At 38.8% G+C, this 16,349-nt stretch carries 20 protein-coding genes and 1 riboswitch; of the genes, 19 read left to right on the forward strand and 1 reads right to left on the reverse strand.

What is annotated here, in order from left to right; genetic code table 11:
- Window positions 1–49: 49 nt before the first annotated feature.
- Window positions 50–1,126 carry a glycerate kinase gene (locus FFM68_RS05385; RefSeq protein WP_167483453.1) on the forward strand — a complete coding sequence of 359 codons (1,077 nt, stop codon included), beginning with the start codon at window positions 50–52 and terminating at the stop codon, window positions 1,124–1,126.
- Window positions 1,095–1,269, forward strand: a riboswitch (cobalamin riboswitch). Its footprint overlaps the gene before it by 32 nt.
- 61 nt (window positions 1,270–1,330) lie before the next feature.
- Here FFM68_RS05385 and FFM68_RS05390 read toward each other — a convergent pair.
- Entirely contained in the window at window positions 1,331–2,338 is a 1,008-nt protein-coding gene (locus tag FFM68_RS05390) for a PocR ligand-binding domain-containing protein (protein WP_239585077.1), read from the reverse strand.
- Between the two features lie 275 nt (window positions 2,339–2,613).
- On the opposite strand from FFM68_RS05390, the gene FFM68_RS05395 reads away from it, so the two are divergent.
- From FFM68_RS05395 to FFM68_RS05480, 18 genes are all read left to right on the forward strand, one after another.
- Window positions 2,614–2,904 carry a BMC domain-containing protein gene (locus FFM68_RS05395; RefSeq protein ID WP_137618398.1) on the forward strand — a complete coding sequence of 97 codons (291 nt, stop codon included), beginning with the start codon at window positions 2,614–2,616 and terminating at the stop codon, window positions 2,902–2,904.
- Between the two features lie 2 nt (window positions 2,905–2,906).
- Window positions 2,907–3,707: a propanediol utilization microcompartment protein PduB gene (gene pduB, locus FFM68_RS05400; protein WP_137618399.1), complete on the forward strand. Its 801-nt coding sequence runs from the start codon at window positions 2,907–2,909 to the stop codon at window positions 3,705–3,707.
- Window positions 3,708–3,747: 40 nt separating this feature from the next.
- Window positions 3,748–5,412, forward strand: coding sequence for a propanediol/glycerol family dehydratase large subunit (locus FFM68_RS05405; RefSeq protein ID WP_137618400.1), 1,665 nt, complete (start codon window positions 3,748–3,750; stop codon window positions 5,410–5,412).
- Between the two features lie 22 nt (window positions 5,413–5,434).
- Window positions 5,435–6,157: a propanediol/glycerol family dehydratase medium subunit gene (locus FFM68_RS05410; RefSeq protein ID WP_137618401.1), complete on the forward strand. Its 723-nt coding sequence runs from the start codon at window positions 5,435–5,437 to the stop codon at window positions 6,155–6,157.
- 11 nt (window positions 6,158–6,168) lie between these two features.
- Window positions 6,169–6,678, forward strand: a complete 510-nt coding sequence (locus tag FFM68_RS05415; RefSeq protein WP_137618402.1) for a diol dehydratase small subunit — start codon at window positions 6,169–6,171, stop codon at window positions 6,676–6,678.
- Between the two features lie 15 nt (window positions 6,679–6,693).
- Window positions 6,694–8,526: a diol dehydratase reactivase subunit alpha gene (locus FFM68_RS05420; protein WP_137618403.1), complete on the forward strand. Its 1,833-nt coding sequence runs from the start codon at window positions 6,694–6,696 to the stop codon at window positions 8,524–8,526.
- 3 nt (window positions 8,527–8,529) lie between these two features.
- The gene (locus tag FFM68_RS05425) at window positions 8,530–8,868 is read left to right on the forward strand and encodes a glycerol dehydratase reactivase beta/small subunit family protein (protein WP_137618404.1); all 339 of its coding nucleotides are present in this window, start codon (window positions 8,530–8,532) and stop codon (window positions 8,866–8,868) included.
- Complete coding sequence (locus FFM68_RS05430) at window positions 8,869–9,360, forward strand: BMC domain-containing protein (RefSeq protein WP_137618405.1); 492 nt, start codon at window positions 8,869–8,871, stop codon at window positions 9,358–9,360.
- Window positions 9,361–9,372: 12 nt separating this feature from the next.
- A complete protein-coding gene (pduA, locus tag FFM68_RS05435; RefSeq protein WP_280531855.1) occupies window positions 9,373–9,651 on the forward strand; it encodes a propanediol utilization microcompartment protein PduA in 279 nt (92 codons plus the stop codon).
- Window positions 9,652–9,679: 28 nt separating this feature from the next.
- Window positions 9,680–10,303 carry a phosphate propanoyltransferase gene (locus FFM68_RS05440; RefSeq protein WP_137618407.1) on the forward strand — a complete coding sequence of 208 codons (624 nt, stop codon included), beginning with the start codon at window positions 9,680–9,682 and terminating at the stop codon, window positions 10,301–10,303.
- An 11-nt stretch (window positions 10,304–10,314) separates the two neighbouring features.
- A complete protein-coding gene (gene eutJ, locus FFM68_RS05445) occupies window positions 10,315–11,097 on the forward strand; it encodes an ethanolamine utilization protein EutJ (protein WP_137618408.1) in 783 nt (260 codons plus the stop codon).
- A gap of 53 nt (window positions 11,098–11,150) precedes the next feature.
- A complete protein-coding gene (pduM, locus tag FFM68_RS05450) occupies window positions 11,151–11,663 on the forward strand; it encodes a PduM family microcompartment protein (protein ID WP_137618409.1) in 513 nt (170 codons plus the stop codon).
- Window positions 11,645–11,917, forward strand: a complete 273-nt coding sequence (locus FFM68_RS05455; RefSeq protein WP_137618410.1) for a EutN/CcmL family microcompartment protein — start codon at window positions 11,645–11,647, stop codon at window positions 11,915–11,917. The genes pduM and FFM68_RS05455 overlap by 19 nt, the downstream gene beginning before the upstream one ends.
- Before the next feature lie 12 nt (window positions 11,918–11,929).
- Window positions 11,930–12,511 carry a cob(I)yrinic acid a,c-diamide adenosyltransferase gene (locus tag FFM68_RS05460; protein ID WP_137618411.1) on the forward strand — a complete coding sequence of 194 codons (582 nt, stop codon included), beginning with the start codon at window positions 11,930–11,932 and terminating at the stop codon, window positions 12,509–12,511.
- A gap of 1 nt (window position 12,512) precedes the next feature.
- Complete coding sequence (locus FFM68_RS05465; protein WP_137618412.1) at window positions 12,513–12,977, forward strand: GlcG/HbpS family heme-binding protein; 465 nt, start codon at window positions 12,513–12,515, stop codon at window positions 12,975–12,977.
- 3 nt (window positions 12,978–12,980) lie between these two features.
- A complete protein-coding gene (locus tag FFM68_RS05470; RefSeq protein ID WP_137618413.1) occupies window positions 12,981–14,387 on the forward strand; it encodes an aldehyde dehydrogenase family protein in 1,407 nt (468 codons plus the stop codon).
- Window position 14,388: 1 nt separating this feature from the next.
- Window positions 14,389–15,507, forward strand: coding sequence for a 1-propanol dehydrogenase PduQ (locus tag FFM68_RS05475; RefSeq protein ID WP_137618414.1), 1,119 nt, complete (start codon window positions 14,389–14,391; stop codon window positions 15,505–15,507).
- A gap of 127 nt (window positions 15,508–15,634) precedes the next feature.
- Complete coding sequence (locus FFM68_RS05480) at window positions 15,635–16,342, forward strand: MIP/aquaporin family protein (RefSeq protein WP_137618415.1); 708 nt, start codon at window positions 15,635–15,637, stop codon at window positions 16,340–16,342.
- Window positions 16,343–16,349: the final 7 nt, after the last annotated feature.

Here is a 16,349-nt window from a genome sequence, read left to right on the forward strand (position 1 = left end):
AACTAAATAATAGCAACCGTTTCTGCTATAATATATTTGGGTGAAAAATATGACAGAAGTGTACGCGATTGCGCCGATATTAGATGAAATAAAAACAGATGAGAATCTTGTCAAAAAATTCAATGAATATTTGATGCAAGAAAATGTTTCTGCTGAAGCACGCTTATTTTCGTTTGTTGATCATAATGATCCATTAAAAATGATCTTAAATTACAACAAACAGCCAATAAAATTTTTACTTGAAGATGGGTTGTTTGTATTTTCAATCAAGCCAAAATATGGATATACTAAGGATAAGAAAACTGTTTTTTTAGACATAAAGTCAATTATTGGTCCGACTACGGTGCCGAAGATAGCCAAGGCGCCACTGATTTCAAACAGTGAGATCATCGGGTCTGTTTTGAAGAAAATCGTTCGTTCAGAAACAGAAAAAATTGTTTTTATGAATGTCCATAGCATTGCAACGGATTTAGGGTTAGGTATGTTTGAAGAATTAGGAATTACTTTTTATGATGCGCAAGGGTATCCTTTTAAAATCAGCGGTGGAAAGATTGGACAAATTAGTAGTTTTTCATACGAAGCTCTTGATAAGAAGTGGCTTGATTATCAGTATCTGATTCTTTCTGACAAAAAAGAGCTGGATCCATTGGTTGGTGAACAGGGGATTTCTTATCAGAATCAAGACTTGACTGGAGCCAGCAATGAAATTGTCAAGGTATTGGACCGTGAGACAGAAAAATGTGTTCAGACGATTAGTCGATTATTGAATAAACCAAGTTTGACTGAACCAATCGCTAGTGTTGGAAATGGGTTGGGGTTTGCTTGTTTAGCTTTCATGCGTCATGTGGAGATAATTGATCAATTAGATGCGTTTGTCAAATTGACAGATTTTGAAGAAAGGCTACAACAAGCCGATTATTTCATTATTCCTGAGAAGTATACAACTTTCCGTCAAATTTTGGCAGAGCATTCAGTTCCAACAATGGTCATCAAAACGCAATCAGTTTCATCAATTTCTGATAATGAAATATTGTTGCCATATTTTGACTTTACTCCAGAAAATATGATAGGGATTTTTGACTATTTGAAAATTGTTGTTCGACTGCTTTATTTTCGCAGTCATTAATTGAATAAAATGAAGGAAATCAGTGAGAATCTGATACTGTACCCGCAACTGTATTGTGGACAAAGCAAGTAACCACGGCAATTATTGTTGGAAGGACTTGTGGCGGAAGAAGCAAAGCCAGGATACTTCATCGCAGGATCTTTTCGGGAATAAAAAGGTCGGCGTGTTTGTTGCACATTTTTTTGTGAAAAGAAGCACTCCGATCTATTTTCGGAGTGCTTCTTTTTGGATTTGTTGTCGATATTCACGAGGAGAAATATTGGTGACCCTTTTGAATAGTTTGCTAAAGTAACTGGATTGAGAGAAACCTAAACTGTGGGCGATACTATCAATTGACCAAGTGGAATCTTGTAATAAGATCATAGAACGATTGATCTTTTTCTCATTGATGTAATCAACGAAATTCATTCCAACTTCTTTTTTAAAAAGTTTCCCAAAGCAATAGCCAGATAAGTAAACGTGATCTGCAACTTCATCTAAAGTGATCACTTCATTCAAGTGATGATTGATATATTCTAATGCTTCGACAACTTCTGGCCGACTGATTTTATTTTTGACTTTTTCATGCGGAACTTCTTGTACTTGTGAATCGTGGTAAGTGAATGGAATCTGGGCATGATCCATTCGAGCATCGGCAAGATCCTTTTCAGAGTAATCGACCGCATTCAGAAGCTGAGTAGGTTGCTGCACAACTAAATGTTTACTCATGATATCTGACAGGTAGTAATTAATGATGATTGTTAACAGCTTACTGCCAGAACGAATTTTCTCAGGGGTCGTAATTGGCATATTTTCATAAGCTTCAACAAGAATTGGATCATCTTTCCAGTAAGTTTGTTCTTTAATAATCGGATGAAAATCATCTTTATCTTCAATGCGTGTTTGGCCACAAAGAATAAAACCTACTACTTGTTCGTCGATTGTTACTGGGTAAGAGAAATCAACTAACCCAGCATGGCAAATATATGGGGTTGTTTCATTATTTTTTATTGAGCTGCGCCCACCGAACATGTCGCAGGTTTGACATAAATGACGCGTTTCTTCATTGTTACGCATTAATTGACAAAACGGTGAAAAGCCATAGCCAGCAGTAAGTTCCATACCATGAGTATCGACCAAAATTGTGGCTAAACCTGTGGCCTCGGTGAAATCGCTTAAAATTTTATCTAATATCTTTTGATTTGATTCAATATATTGAAAATAATCTTTCAAAATAAGCAGCCTTCTTTCAGTTCAAAATCGTATATTTTTGTTTTTGAGGAAGCAGAATCGTGCTACAATTTGATATTATACTAATTATTGATTCCTTTGTGAAGTGATTAATAATAAAGGACTTATTTGACTTTTTTTCCGAAAATAACTAGTGATTTTTAGCAAAATCATCGCCTTTTTACCAATTAAGAAAACAATTACAAAAAAGCTATGACAAATATGTCATAGCTTTTTTTCATATACTCGGGGTGTCAAAAAATATATTTTAGGAGGCAATACGATGCAACAAGAAGCAATTAGGGTTAATCGAAACACGTGGATTAGTAGCAGCGATTGAAGCTGCAGATGCAATGGTGAAAGCGGCTAACGTTAAGTTAGTTGGTCAAGAAAAAATTGGTCAAGGGCTGATCACTATAATGGTACGTGGAGATGTTGGCGCTGTCAAAGCAGCTGTTGACGCAGGTGTCTCAGCAGCTGAATCAATCGGGGAGGTTGTTTCAAATTATGTAATTCCTCGTCCACATACAGATGTTGAAAAACTATTACCAGAAAGTGTAAGTGAATAGACATGATAGCTGAAGAAGAGTTAGTTAATAAAATTATGGAACGCTTAATCGTATCCACTAATTCTTCCAATTTAATAAATAAAAAGGAGGAAACTTCTGTGGATAAAAAAATTAGTTCATTAACAGAATTTGTAGGGACTGCTCCTATTGGAGACACGATTGGTTTAGTAATTGCTAATGTAGACAGTAATTTGGCCGAGGCGATGAATCTCAAAAAAAATTATCGTTCATTAGGAATTGTGGGGGCTCGTTCAGGAGCTGGGCCACAAATTACTGCGGCTGATGAAGCAGTCAAAGCAACAAATACTGAAATTGTCAGTGTAGAACTGCCACGTGATACAAAAGGCGGAGGCGGTCATGGAGTATTGATCATTTTTGGCGGAGAGGATGTTTCAGATGTTCGTCGAGCAGTTGAAGTAACTTTGAAAGAAACTGAGCGAACTTTTGGGGATGTTTATAACAATGAAGCTGGACATATTGAATTACAATATTCAGCTCGTGCAAGCTACGCGTTATCAGAGGCTTTTGGAGCTGAAGTAGGTAAATCTTATGGGTTGATTGCCGCTGCTCCTGCCGCAATCGGTGTAGTCATGGCGGATACAGCAGTTAAAGCGGCTAATGTTGAAGTTATTTCTTATGCTTCTCCTAACCATGGACAAAAATATTCGAATGAAGTAACGATCCATATCAAAGGTGATTCAGGTGCCGTACGTCAGGCGGTCATCGCTGCTCGTGAAGTTGGAAAAGATTTATTAAACACGTTAGGTAGCGAGCCAGTCAATGATTATCCTTCATATATTTAATAATTATCTAAGCTTTGTTTTTTAGTTAGGAGGAAAAAAAATGAAACGTTCGAAACGTTTTGAAGTACTTGAACAACGCCCAATTCATCAAGATGGCTTTGTTAAAGAATGGATCGATGAAGGATTTATTGCTATGGAAAGTCCAAATGATCCAAAACCAAGTATTAAAGTTGAAAACGGTGTGATTACAGAACTTGATGGAAAAAAACGTGAAGACTTTGACTTGATCGATCTTTATATCGCCGAACACGGTATTGATAAAGAGGGAGCCGAACGAGTTCTAGCAATGGATTCAGTTGAATTAGCAAATATGTTATGTAATCCAAATGTTGCTCGTGAAGATATCGTGAAATTAACGTTATCAATGACGCCAGCTAAAGTAGTGGATGTTGTTAGTCAAATGAATGTTGTTGAAATGATGATGGCGATGCAAAAAATGCATCCTCGCCGCAGTGTAGCAACACAATCACATGTTACAAATTTACGTGATAATCCAGTACAGATTGCGGCTGACGCGGCTGAAGGTGCATTGCGCGGATTTGCTGAACAAGAAACGACGGTTGCTGTCGCAAGATATGCGCCATTTAATGCTATCTCAATCATGGTTGGGTCACAAGTGGGTCGTCCAGGTGTGTTGACACAATGTTCAGTAGAAGAAGCATTAGAACTTGATCTTGGAATGCGCGGATTTACCTCCTATGCGGAAACAATTTCCGTTTATGGAACTGAACCGGTCTTTACTGATGGGGATGACACACCTTGGTCAAAAGGATTCTTAGCTTCTTGTTATGCTTCTCGCGGTTTGAAAATGCGTTTTACCTCCGGATCCGGTTCTGAAGTCATGATGGGTTACGCTGAAGGGAAATCGATGCTTTATTTAGAAGCGCGGTGTATTTTCATTACAAAGGCCAGCGGTGTTCAAGGTTTGCAAAATGGCGCCGTTAGCTGTATCGGAATTCCAGGGAGTGTGCCTTCAGGGATTCGTGCAGTCTTAGCTGAAAACTTAATTTGTGTCATGATGGATTTAGAAGTAGCTTCAGGAAATGACCAAGCATTTTCTCATTCAGATATGCGTCGAACAGAAAAATTGATGTGTCAGTTTTTACCAGGAACGGATATTATTTCTTGCGGATATTCAGCAGTACCAAACTACGACAATATGTTTGCAGGCTCTAATACTGATATTGAAGATGTTGACGATTACCTAGTCTTCCAACGTGATTTAAAAGTCGATGGTGGTCTTCGTCCGGTGACGGAAGAAGAAGTCATAAAAATCAGAAGTAAGGCAGCTCGTGCGATTCAAGCTGTTTTTGAAGGCTTAGGATTACCAAAAATAACTGATGAAGAAGTTGAAGCAGCAACTTATGCACATGGTTCTAAAGATATGCCTGCTCGTAACTTAGTTGAAGATATGAAAGCTGCACAAGAATTGTTAGATCGAAAATTGAATGGTGCAGATATTGTTAAAGCTTTAGCAGAAGGCGGTTTTAGAGATGTAGCCGAAGAAGTATTGAGTCTCTTAAAACAGCGGGTCGCTGGAGATTTCTTACAAACCTCAGCAATTTTTGATGGTAATTGGCATGTAGTATCAGCAGTTAACGACAGCAATGATTATATGGGACCAGGCAGCAGTTACCGTTTATCTGGCGAAAATTGGGAACAAGTCAAGAACATCCCAATGGCCATGGACCCACGTTCTATTTAACTGGGACAGAAAGGAGAAGAAAATGTCAGAAACAACGATCAATGAATCTCTATTACGCGCAATTATTCGAGATGTTTTAAAAGAGATGCCGCTGGATGATAAACCTGTGACATTTAAAGAAAGTATTGCTGGAAATTCTAAATTAAGCGAAGCAAAATCTGAAAAGTCAGATGTACCTACCGCAATCAAACAATTAGCATGGTTCAAGCATATTGATGTAGCACAACCTGGAGTGGCCCAAGACGAAGTTGTTATTGCAGTTGCACCTGGTTTTGCGGAAGCAATGCAAGAAAATCTTTTAGGAATTCCTCATAAAGAAATTTTACGTCAAATGATTGCAGGAATTGAAGAAGAAGGATTACGAGCGCGGGTAGTCAAAGTCTATCGAACAGCTGATGTTTCCTTTGCTGGAGCCGAGGGAGACAAAATCTCAGGATCTGGAATCTCGATTGCGATTCAATCAAAGGGAACAACGATCATCCATCAAAAAGATCTTGAACCACTTTCAAATCTTGAATTATTCCCGCAAGCACCGACATTAACACTCGATACTTATCGGGCGATTGGTAAAAATGCAGCGAAATATGCCAAAGGTGAATCACCAGACCCAGTTCCGACCGTCAGTGATCAAATGTCTCGAGTTGCTTATCAAGCAAAATCTGCTTTGATGCACATCAAAGAAACAAAATATGTTGTGATTGGAAAACCGGCTGAAGAAATCCAAATTGATTTCACGCAAGCATAGGAGAGAAAAAAATGGCTGAAATAGATGAATTAATCAAACGAATCAGTGCACAAATCGCTGCTGAAGGGAACACCGATCATTCTTCAGTTGCGACGGCACCTCAAGCAGAAATGAAGCGCAGTGATTATCCATTATTCGAAAAACATCCTGATATCGTGCGTTCACCAAGTGGCAAAGGAATCAATGACATCACGTTAGACAAAGTTTTAGCTGGCGAAATTGATGGAAAAGATCTACGTATTACTCGCGAAACGCTGAAATATCAAGGTCAGATTGCAAGTGATGCCGGACGTGATGTTTTACAAGAAAACTTCAAACGAGCCGCTGAGTTAACAGCGATTCCAGATGAACGATTGTTAGAAATGTATGGTGAATTACGTCCATATCGTTCTTCTAAAGCTGATTTATTAGCAATGGCTGATGAACTAGAAACAAAATATAATGCACAAATTACCGCTGATTTTGTCCGTGAAGCGGCTGAATATTACGAGACACGTAAGAAACTTAAAGGGGATAACTAGACGAGGAGGCTTAGTATGAAAAAAGTCATAGGCGTCGATATCGGAAATTCCTCGACTGAAGTTGCTTTAGCAGAGGTTTCAGAAATCGGTGAAGTTAATTTTATTGCATCAGCGATTTCCGAAACAACTGGGATCAAAGGAACTAAAAGAAATCTAATCGGTATTCAAAAATCGATTCAAGCAGTTTTGAAAAAAGCCGAGCTCTCCACAAAAGAAATTGATTTAATCCGAATCAATGAAGCAACACCAGTTATCGGTGATGTAGCAATGGAGACAATTACTGAAACGATCATTACAGAATCAACGATGATCGGCCATGATCCCAAAACACCTGGTGGTGAAGGATTGGGTATTGGCTATACCGTTCTATTAACTGACCTTTTTACTGAAACGAATAAAGAACGAAAATACATTGTTGTTGTGCCGAAGCTGATCGATTTTGATGATGCTGCTAAACTGATCAATCTCTATGACGAATACGGTTACCATGTGACTGCCGCAATTTTACAAAAAGATGATGGTGTATTAATCCACAATCGGCTGAATAAAAAAATTCCGATCGTCGATGAAGTTGCTTTTGTTGAAAAAGTGCCTTTAAATATGCTGGCAGCAGTAGAAGTAGCCAGTCAGGGGCAAGTTATTTCTGAACTTTCTAATCCTTATGGAATCGCGACAGTATTTGACTTGACTTCTGACGAGACTAAAAATATCGTTCCTGTTTCTCGAGCATTGATTGGAAATCGCTCAGCAGTTGTCATTAAGACACCTGAAGGAGATGTCAAGGCCCGTGTGATCCCTGCCGGTAATTTAGTATTACAAGGGGATGGACGCACCGAAAAAATTGGGATTTCAGCTGGTGCTGAAAAAATTATGAAGGTCATTTCCAGTTTTGAGAATATCGATAACGTAACAGGAGAAGCTGGGACTAACATAGGCGGCATGCTAGAGCGGGTCCGTGTAACGATGTCAGAATTGACCAACAAACAATTGAAGGATATTTGTATTCAGGATTTATTAGCAATCGATACATTTGTACCATTAAATGTCAAAGGCGGTTTAGCTGGAGAATTCTCACTTGAACAGGCAGTCGGCATCGCTTCAATGGTTAAATCAGATCATTTACAGATGGCTTTGATTGCGGATGAGATCCAGAAACAATTAGGGATACAAGTTGAAATTGGTGGTGCAGAAGCAGAAGCAGCAATCTTGGGCGCATTGACGACGGCGGGAACGAACAAGCCGTTAGCAATTTTAGACTTAGGAGCCGGCTCAACTGATGCATCGATTATTGATCAAACTGGTAAAACGACTGCCACTCATTTAGCTGGAGCCGGTGATATGGTGACGATGATCATTAATTCGGAGCTTGGGCTTGAAGATCGGTATTTAGCTGAAGAAATCAAGAAGTATCCTTTAGCCAAAGTAGAAAGCCTATTTTATATCCGCCATGAAGACGGGACCGTAGAATTTTTTGATAAAGCACTACCAGCAAATATTTTTGCTAAAACCGTGGTTATTACACCAGATGGATTTGTTCCCGTTACGGGTGATTTGAGTATTGAGAAAATAAAGATTGTCCGTCAAACAGCTAAGGAACGAGTTTTTGTTACAAATGCACTAAGAGCACTCGCACATGTTAGTCCGACAGGAAACATTCGAGACATACCCTTTATTGTAATCGTTGGAGGCTCAGCTTTAGATTTTGAGGTTCCACAATTAGTAACAGATGCATTATCTCACTATTCACTAGTAGCAGGTCGTGGAAATATTCGCGGTGTTGAAGGCCCAAGAAATGCTGTTGCTACGGGATTAATTTTATCCTATGCCAATAAGCTCAAGGGGGAATAGAAAGTGACAGTCAGACCGACGATTTTTGTTACTAAATTAGTACCCGATATTTCTTTGAAGCCTGTTTTATTGGGAATTGAAGAAGAAGGAATTCCTTACGAAGAAGTGGTGACGACTAAACTAACTTTGGTAGAAGCGGCCTATGAATTAGCAGCTAATTCACCTTTGGAAGTAGGTATTGTCATGAATAAAGATCAAGCAGTCTTACATTATAAGAAATTACCGGAAGATGAACCGCTTTTTATTATTGATACGGACTACGAAGAGCTGAGAAAGCTTGGCACGAATGCTGCCCGTTTAGTAAAAAGGATTCCTTTCAAAGTATTAAAGGAAGTGAAATGATTGAATCAAGCTTTAGGACTAATCGAAGTAGTTGGTTATGCGTGTGCTGTAAACACAGCAGATGTGATGGTGAAAACGGCAAATGTTTCAGTCATCGGAATTGAAAGAGCAAAAGGTTCAGGTTGGTTGTCTATCAAAGTCGTTGGTGATGTTGGAGCAGTTAATGCTGCCGTAGAATCAGGTAAAAAAATTGCACAAATGCATTTAAAATTTGTTTCGGCAATTGTCATTCCAAGGATGGCTGATGGTTTATCAGATATTTGGTTAAAAAATGGAATAGATGCCAGTACTGAATCAAAAAGAATTAAGAAGTCGATAGCTATTGAATCATCTGTTGGTGAAGAGCTGGTTGAACTAGCATCAACACTTGAGTCAAAAGAAACAACAGGTCATTATACCTGCAACTTATGCAAAGATTCCGCGTGTCCTCGTAAAAAAGGCGAACCGCGAAAAGTTTGCATCCATTATGAAGAATTAAAAAATAAAGAATAATCGGAGGAATATATTATGAATAACGCATTAGGAATGATCGAAACAAAAGGTTTAGTAGCAGCAATTGAAGCAGCAGATGCAATGGTAAAAGCAGCAAATGTCAGTCTTGTCGGTACTGAAAAAATTGGTTCTGGTTTAGTGACTGTTATGGTTCGTGGTGATGTTGGTGCTGTTAAAGCCGCAGTTGATGCAGGTGCAAGTGCCGCTGAATCCGTTGGCGATGTTTACGCTTCATACGTAATCCCTCGTCCACATACAGATGTTGAAGGAATTTTACCAAAGAAAAACTAGGATGTAGAACAAAGATAGGATGAATAAAATGAATGAAGAAGAGTTAAGAACGCTGATTCGTAAAATTATTGCAGAAGAAAGTCAACCAGTTATTCCAATTGGAGTCTCGAATCACCATATCCATTTGACTAAAGAAGATTTTGCTATTCTTTTTCCTGGTCAAGAGATGACAATCAAAGCCCCCTTAAAGCAACCAGGCGAGTTTGCTTCAAATCAAACAGTAACTGTGGTTGGACCCAAAGGAACGATTGAACGTGTACGTGTCTTAGGACCTTGCCGAACACACTCACAAGTTGAGTTATCCCGGACAGAAGGGCGTCAAATCGGCGTAGCGGTACCTATCAGAATGTCAGGCGATTTAGCTGGAACGCCAGTAATCACCGTTAAGACGCCTGATGGGCAAGTAGAGATCCAAGGGGCTATCGCGGCAAAGCGTCATATTCATATGAGTGATAAAGATGCTGAAAATTTAGGCGTTAAAAAAGGCGACCTCGTTAAAGTCGAGATCGAAACAGAACAGCGGAAAACAATTTACGATGATGTAGTCGTTCGTCCTGATCCTAAATTTGTTTTAGAAATGCATATTGATACAGATGAAGCAAATGCCGCAAATGTAGGCAAAGGAACGGTTGGCCGTTTAGTAAAAGAGTAAGGAGCTTTCTCATGGATTTAAAACAGTCAAACAAAATATTGAAGAAATTTGCTGAAATTGTCAAAAAACAGCAAGCTGTTAGACCAATTTCGCCAAAAGAAAAGTTAAAAGTAGGAATCGATCTAGGAACTTCATCCATCGTCTTGGCTGTTTTAGATCACGATGATGTTCCACTCTATGGGGCTTTTCAATATGCAGATGTCGTACGTGATGGAATTGTCGTCAACTATATTGATTCAGTGAAGATTGTTAAAAAATTAAAACTTCAAGCGGAAGAAAAATTAGGGATTGAATTGACTTCTGCTTGCGGAGCGATTCCACCAGGAACTGGAGAAACTGCTCAAAAAGTAGTAGCAAATGTCATCAATGATGCAGGCTTTCTTGCTCATACGATTATTGATGAACCAACTGCAGCAGCACGCTTTTTAAAACTTGAAGAAGGTAGTGTTGTTGATATTGGGGGCGGAACTACAGGGATCAGCAACTTCAAAAACGGGAAAGAAATCGCTGTTTTTGATGAGCCAACCGGTGGGTATCATATGTCGTTGGTACTATCTGGCGCAAAAAAAATTCCTTTAGCAGAAGCAGAAATTCTAAAACGCGAGACTAGTGATGAAAGAGAAATTTTTGGAATTATTCGTCCAGTTGCTGAAAAAATGGCAAGTATTGCAAAACAATACGTAGTACTCAATGAAGCAGCACCGATTCTTTTAGTTGGAGGCGCCACTAATTTTGAGGATTTTGTTCCAACTTTCAGCAAAGTTATGGATCATCCAGTTTTACGACCCGAATAACCTCAATTTGTGACACCACTTGGAATTGCAATGTTTGATTAGGAGGCACATAAATGGATGAAGAGAAACTCATCAGTTTGATTATTGAACGCCTCACAAAAAGAGAAAAAGCTCGATTAAATCTGCTCTGTCAGAAAAATTTTGTGCTGACTCCTGTGCCAGATAAAAGAGTTTTTTTCGATTATCATCAAATCGGGTTGATCCAAGTTCCAGTTCAATTGATTCATGACCTTTATTATTTTGAGAAAGAACCGTGGATAGATTGGCTCTTGACCGGAATCTCCTATCAAGTTCAATTTGTTTTCGACATCAGCGAACAAACGCTTGCCTTTATCCCATGGAAAATGTTGACCCAATGGCCGCTTGAATTTCATATAAATGGGGAAGTAGTCAGCGCTTGTAAAAAAAGTACGATCAAACGTGAAGATCTACTATTACTGAAAGAGGGTTCGCTTCTAGTAAAAACGAACCAACAGAAAATAACTGCCGAAGCTTATGAACTAATTCAACGGAAAAAAATCAAAGTGACAGAAAGGATCGATGAATCATGTATATGGGGAAAGTAGTCGGCTCGATTGAAGCAAGTCAAAAAGACACTTCTCTCGTTGGGCGTAAATTGATGATTGTCCAACAAGTCAACAGTGACGGAGAAGAAATTCGCTATGAAGAAGTGGCCGCCGATACTGTTGGTGCTGGTGTGGGCGAATATGTATTGTTAGTTAAAGGTGCCGGTGCTCGCAAAACACAACGTGAGGCTGCGGGTACTCGTGATGTTGTTGATTGTGCGATCGTTGGAATTATTGATCGCTTTAATAAGTAAGGATGTGTGTGCATGGCTATCTATACCAAAACAGGCGATAAAGGAACAACCAGTCTATTTGATGGTCAACGAGTAAAAAAATATTCAGATCGTGTGGATACTTATGGAACATTTGATGAGTGCAATGCGTGCATCAGTGTAGCAGCAAAATTTTGCCGACGCAACGAGAATGTTCATCTATTAGAAAAAATCCAGTATAAAATGTTTCAGCTAGCTGGCGAGATTGCAACAGCCGACACGGAGAAATTTTATGGAAAAAGTGAACAGATTTCTGAGTTGGATATTTCCAGTTTAGAAGATGTAATCGATCGTTATACTGACAAACTGCCAAAGATCACTTCTTTTATTTTACCTGGTACAAGTGTTGCAGGGGCTCACTTACATTTAGCTCGAACAGTTTGTCGTCGTGGTGAACGGATGCTTGTTCGTTTATCTGAAGAGGCAGACCTAACACTTCGTCCAGAACTTTTAAAATATGTTAATCGTCTATCCGATTGCTTATACATTATTGCACGTGATGAAGATTGCTTTGATAAAGAAGAAAAACAGGTCGATGAAATCGTAAAACGTTACATCGAACAAGTAGGTGAATAAAATGAATAGTTTAGAAGAAATGATTGAAAAAGTATTAGTTACCGTACAGGCTGAAGAATTGTTTTCAAAAAAAAATCTACAGCAAACGATTGATGCGGCAGAAAATAAAGCTTGTGAAATAAATGTTCCTGTAACGATTTGTATCAGTGATCTAGCAGGTAATCCAAGAATGTTGTATCGCATGGTGGATGCCAAATTAGTCAGTTTGACATTAGCACCAAAAAAAGCAAATTCAGCTTTAATGATGCAAGCACCAACCAAAGACTTAAACAAAGATACGGAACCTGGCGGCGAACTTTATCAAATAGAAACGATGCTAGAGGGCAAACTGGTAACTTTTGCTGGCGGCATACCAATAGAATTCAAAGGGAAGATCATTGGAGCTATCGGCGTTAGCGGTGGCTTAGTATCTGAAGATCAATTAATTTGTGAGACTGCAGTAGCAGCCTTCTTAAAAGGAGAATAAATGATGGCATCATTAGAAGAACAAATTAGAAAAATTTTAGCAGAAGAAATGGGCAAAGGGGCTGCAGCACCGGTTTCAGCGAATGGAAATAAAGGAATCTTTGCAACAGTCAGTGATGCAGTAGCAGCCGCAAAAGCAGCACAAGAAGTGTATGTTGATTGTTCAATCGAAACACGAAATAAAGTAATTGAAGCGATCAAAGCTGGCTTTGCTGATTCATTAGACTATATTGCTGAAGAAATTGTAAAAGAAACTGGAATGGGAACAAAAGAAGCGAAAATTTTGAAATTACAAAATGCTTTGTACAATACCCCAGGAACAGAAGATTTAACTTCAGAGATTCAAACAGGCGATGGTGGATTGATCATGTATGAATATGCGCCATTTGGTGTAATCGGTGCAGTCACACCAAGTACTAATCCTGTTGAAACAGTTATTGCGAATGCAATCATGATGTTAGCTGGCGGAAACACCGTTTATTTCAGTGTTCATCCAGGAGCAAAAGCTATCTCTCGTTGGGCTGTAGAGAAAGTTAATGAATTTATTTACGATGCTGTAAAATTAGAAAATTTGGTTGTAACGATTGAAACACCATCGATTGAAGCAGCACAAGAAATGATGAAACATCCTGATATTGCTGCATTAGTCGTGACTGGTGGACCAGGTGTTGTGCATCAAGCAATGACAAGCGGTAAAAAAGCCATCGGCGCTGGCGCAGGTAATCCTCCAGCGATGGTCGATGAAACAGCCAATATCGCTCTTGCTGCTCATAATATTGTCGATTCAGCATCGTTTGATAATAATATTTTATGTACTGCTGAAAAAGAAATCGTTGCTGTCAATAGTATCAAAGACGAGTTAATTCGTTTGATGCAGCAAGAAGGAGCTTTCCTTGTTTCAGATCCTAAAGACATCGAAACACTTGTCGCAAGTACTTTGCGGGAAAATGGAACGCCTAGTCGTAAATTTATCGGTAAAGATGCATCATTTATTTTAGATGAAGCACACATCAGCTACACAGGCAAACCAAAATTAATCATTTTAGAAGCACCAAAAGATCATCCTCTAGTAGTAAAAGAAATGCTGATGCCAATCGTGCCAGTTGTTTCTGCTCGTGATTTTGATGAAATGTTAGCAATTGCTGTAGAAGTTGAAGGCGGCAATCACCATACTGCATCGATTCACTCAGAGTACTTGCCAAACATCAATAAAGCTGCACATCGGATTAATACATCAATCTTTGTTGTGAATGGACCGACTTACTCTGGAACAGGTGTTGGTTTTACCGGTGCATCTGCATTAACTATTTCAACACCAACAGGTGAAGGAACCACTACTGCGAAAACATTTACTCGTCGTCGCCGTCTAAATTCACCTGAAGGATTTTCAATGAGAGTTTGGAGAGATTAAGATGGATCATTTGATCGTTCCTACAAAAATTTTTTCTGGAACAGATAGTTTGTCAGTTTTAGACTTAATTCAAAACTGCCGTATTTTATTAGTTTGTGACGCCTTCTTGCCAAAGAGCGACAGCTTAAAAGATATTCAAAGTCATTTAGCCTCTTCAAATAGCGTCACTTTGTTTTCTGATGTAAAACCCGATCCACCGCTTGATAATATCATGGCGGGGGTATCAGTTTTTACAGCCGTTAAGCCGACTATTATGATTGGAATTGGAGGCGGATCTGCGATTGATACGGCTAAAGCCATCCGATTCTTTGGAGAAAAACTGATCGATCAACCAATTGATACCTTTATTGCTATTCCTACAACTAGCGGAACAGGTTCTGAGGTAACGAATACAGCGGTTGTATCTGACACAAAAAATGACGTGAAATTTCCAATCATCAAGGATCATCTAATTCCAGATATCGCTATATTAGAACCTAGATTAGTCATGAGTGCACCTAAAAGTGTAACTGCGTTTTCTGGTTTAGATGTATTGACGCATGCGTTAGAATCGTTAGTTGCTAAAGATGCAAATCTTTTTACGGACACATTGGCTGAAAAAGCGATCGATACGATTGTAAATCAATTAGTATCCGCTTATAAAAATGGGGATGATGTAAAAACAAGACAGACTATTCACGAAGCATCTTGTGCTGCCGGATTAGCTTTTAATACTGCAGGACTGGGAATTTGCCATTCATTAGCGCATCAATTGGGTGCAAAATTTCATGTGCCTCATGGATTAGCAAATGCAATGTTACTACCTTACGTAGTTGCATTTAACGGTCAGAACGAAGAAGTTGCTGAAAAATATGGCAAAGCGATAATAAAAGCACATTTGGGTGCTCCGACATTAAGTAACAACTTATTGATCAAGCGATTACAAAAGTACATCTTTACAATGATGCGTGAAATGGATTGTCCAAAGACTTTAAAAGATTTTGGTATCAAGGAAAAAGACGTTCTTGAAAATATGGATTGGATTATCAGTCATGCAAAAGAAGATGGAACATTTCCCGGAAATCCAGTTGTTCCAACCGATGCTGAGTTAAAACAACTAATTGAAAAAATTATCAAATAGTTGTTTTAACTCAAGCTGACGTTGTTAAGGTTACCAATCAATAACTAGTTAAAAAGTAAACTATGCTGTTAAAAATAGAAAGAGCTATTAGAAATAAATTTATTAACATTGAATAAGGAGTGTATTTATGGGGGAATATTTAGGCGAATTTATGGGGACGATGGTGTTAGTTGTGCTCGGAACAGGTCTAAGTGCCAGTGCGAATTTAAAAAATGCTTACGCAAAAGGTGTCGATTGGTTATATATCAGTTTTGGTTGGGGATTGGCTGTGATGTTTGGTGTCTATGTGGCTGGATCCTTTGGTGCTGAGGGACATTTAAATCCAGCAGTTACATTATCTTTTTCAGCATTCAATTTATTTGCAAAGACAAAAGTTCTAGGCTATCTAATTGCACAATTTTTAGGCGCCTTTTTAGGAGCAGTCGTAATCGCGATCCATTATTATCCGCATTTTAAAATGACTAAAACTGAAGAAGAGGGAAATATCGTTGGTATTTTTAGTACAGGACCTAAAGTTCCAGGTAAAAAAGGCTGGAACTTTGTTAGTGAAATGATCGCTACCTTCTTCTTCATCTATATTTTGTTGAATTTGGGTCAATTTACTGAGGGCTTAAAACCTCTTATTGTTGGGATGATCATCACTGGGATTGGTTTGGCATTAGGATCAACTACAGGTTACGCCTTAAACCCTGCTCGAGATTTTTCTCCACGGTTAGCTTACGCAATTTTACCGATTCCAAATAAGGGAGATGCACATATGGAGTATGCATGGGTTCCGATTCTTGGGCCAATTGCTGGTGCGTTCTTAGCTTGTCTTGTGCATGTTTTATTCTAAGCGTATT

Source organism: Enterococcus xiangfangensis, from assembly GCF_005405365.1.
Classification (GTDB): Bacteria; Bacillota; Bacilli; order Lactobacillales; family Enterococcaceae; genus Enterococcus_A; species Enterococcus_A xiangfangensis.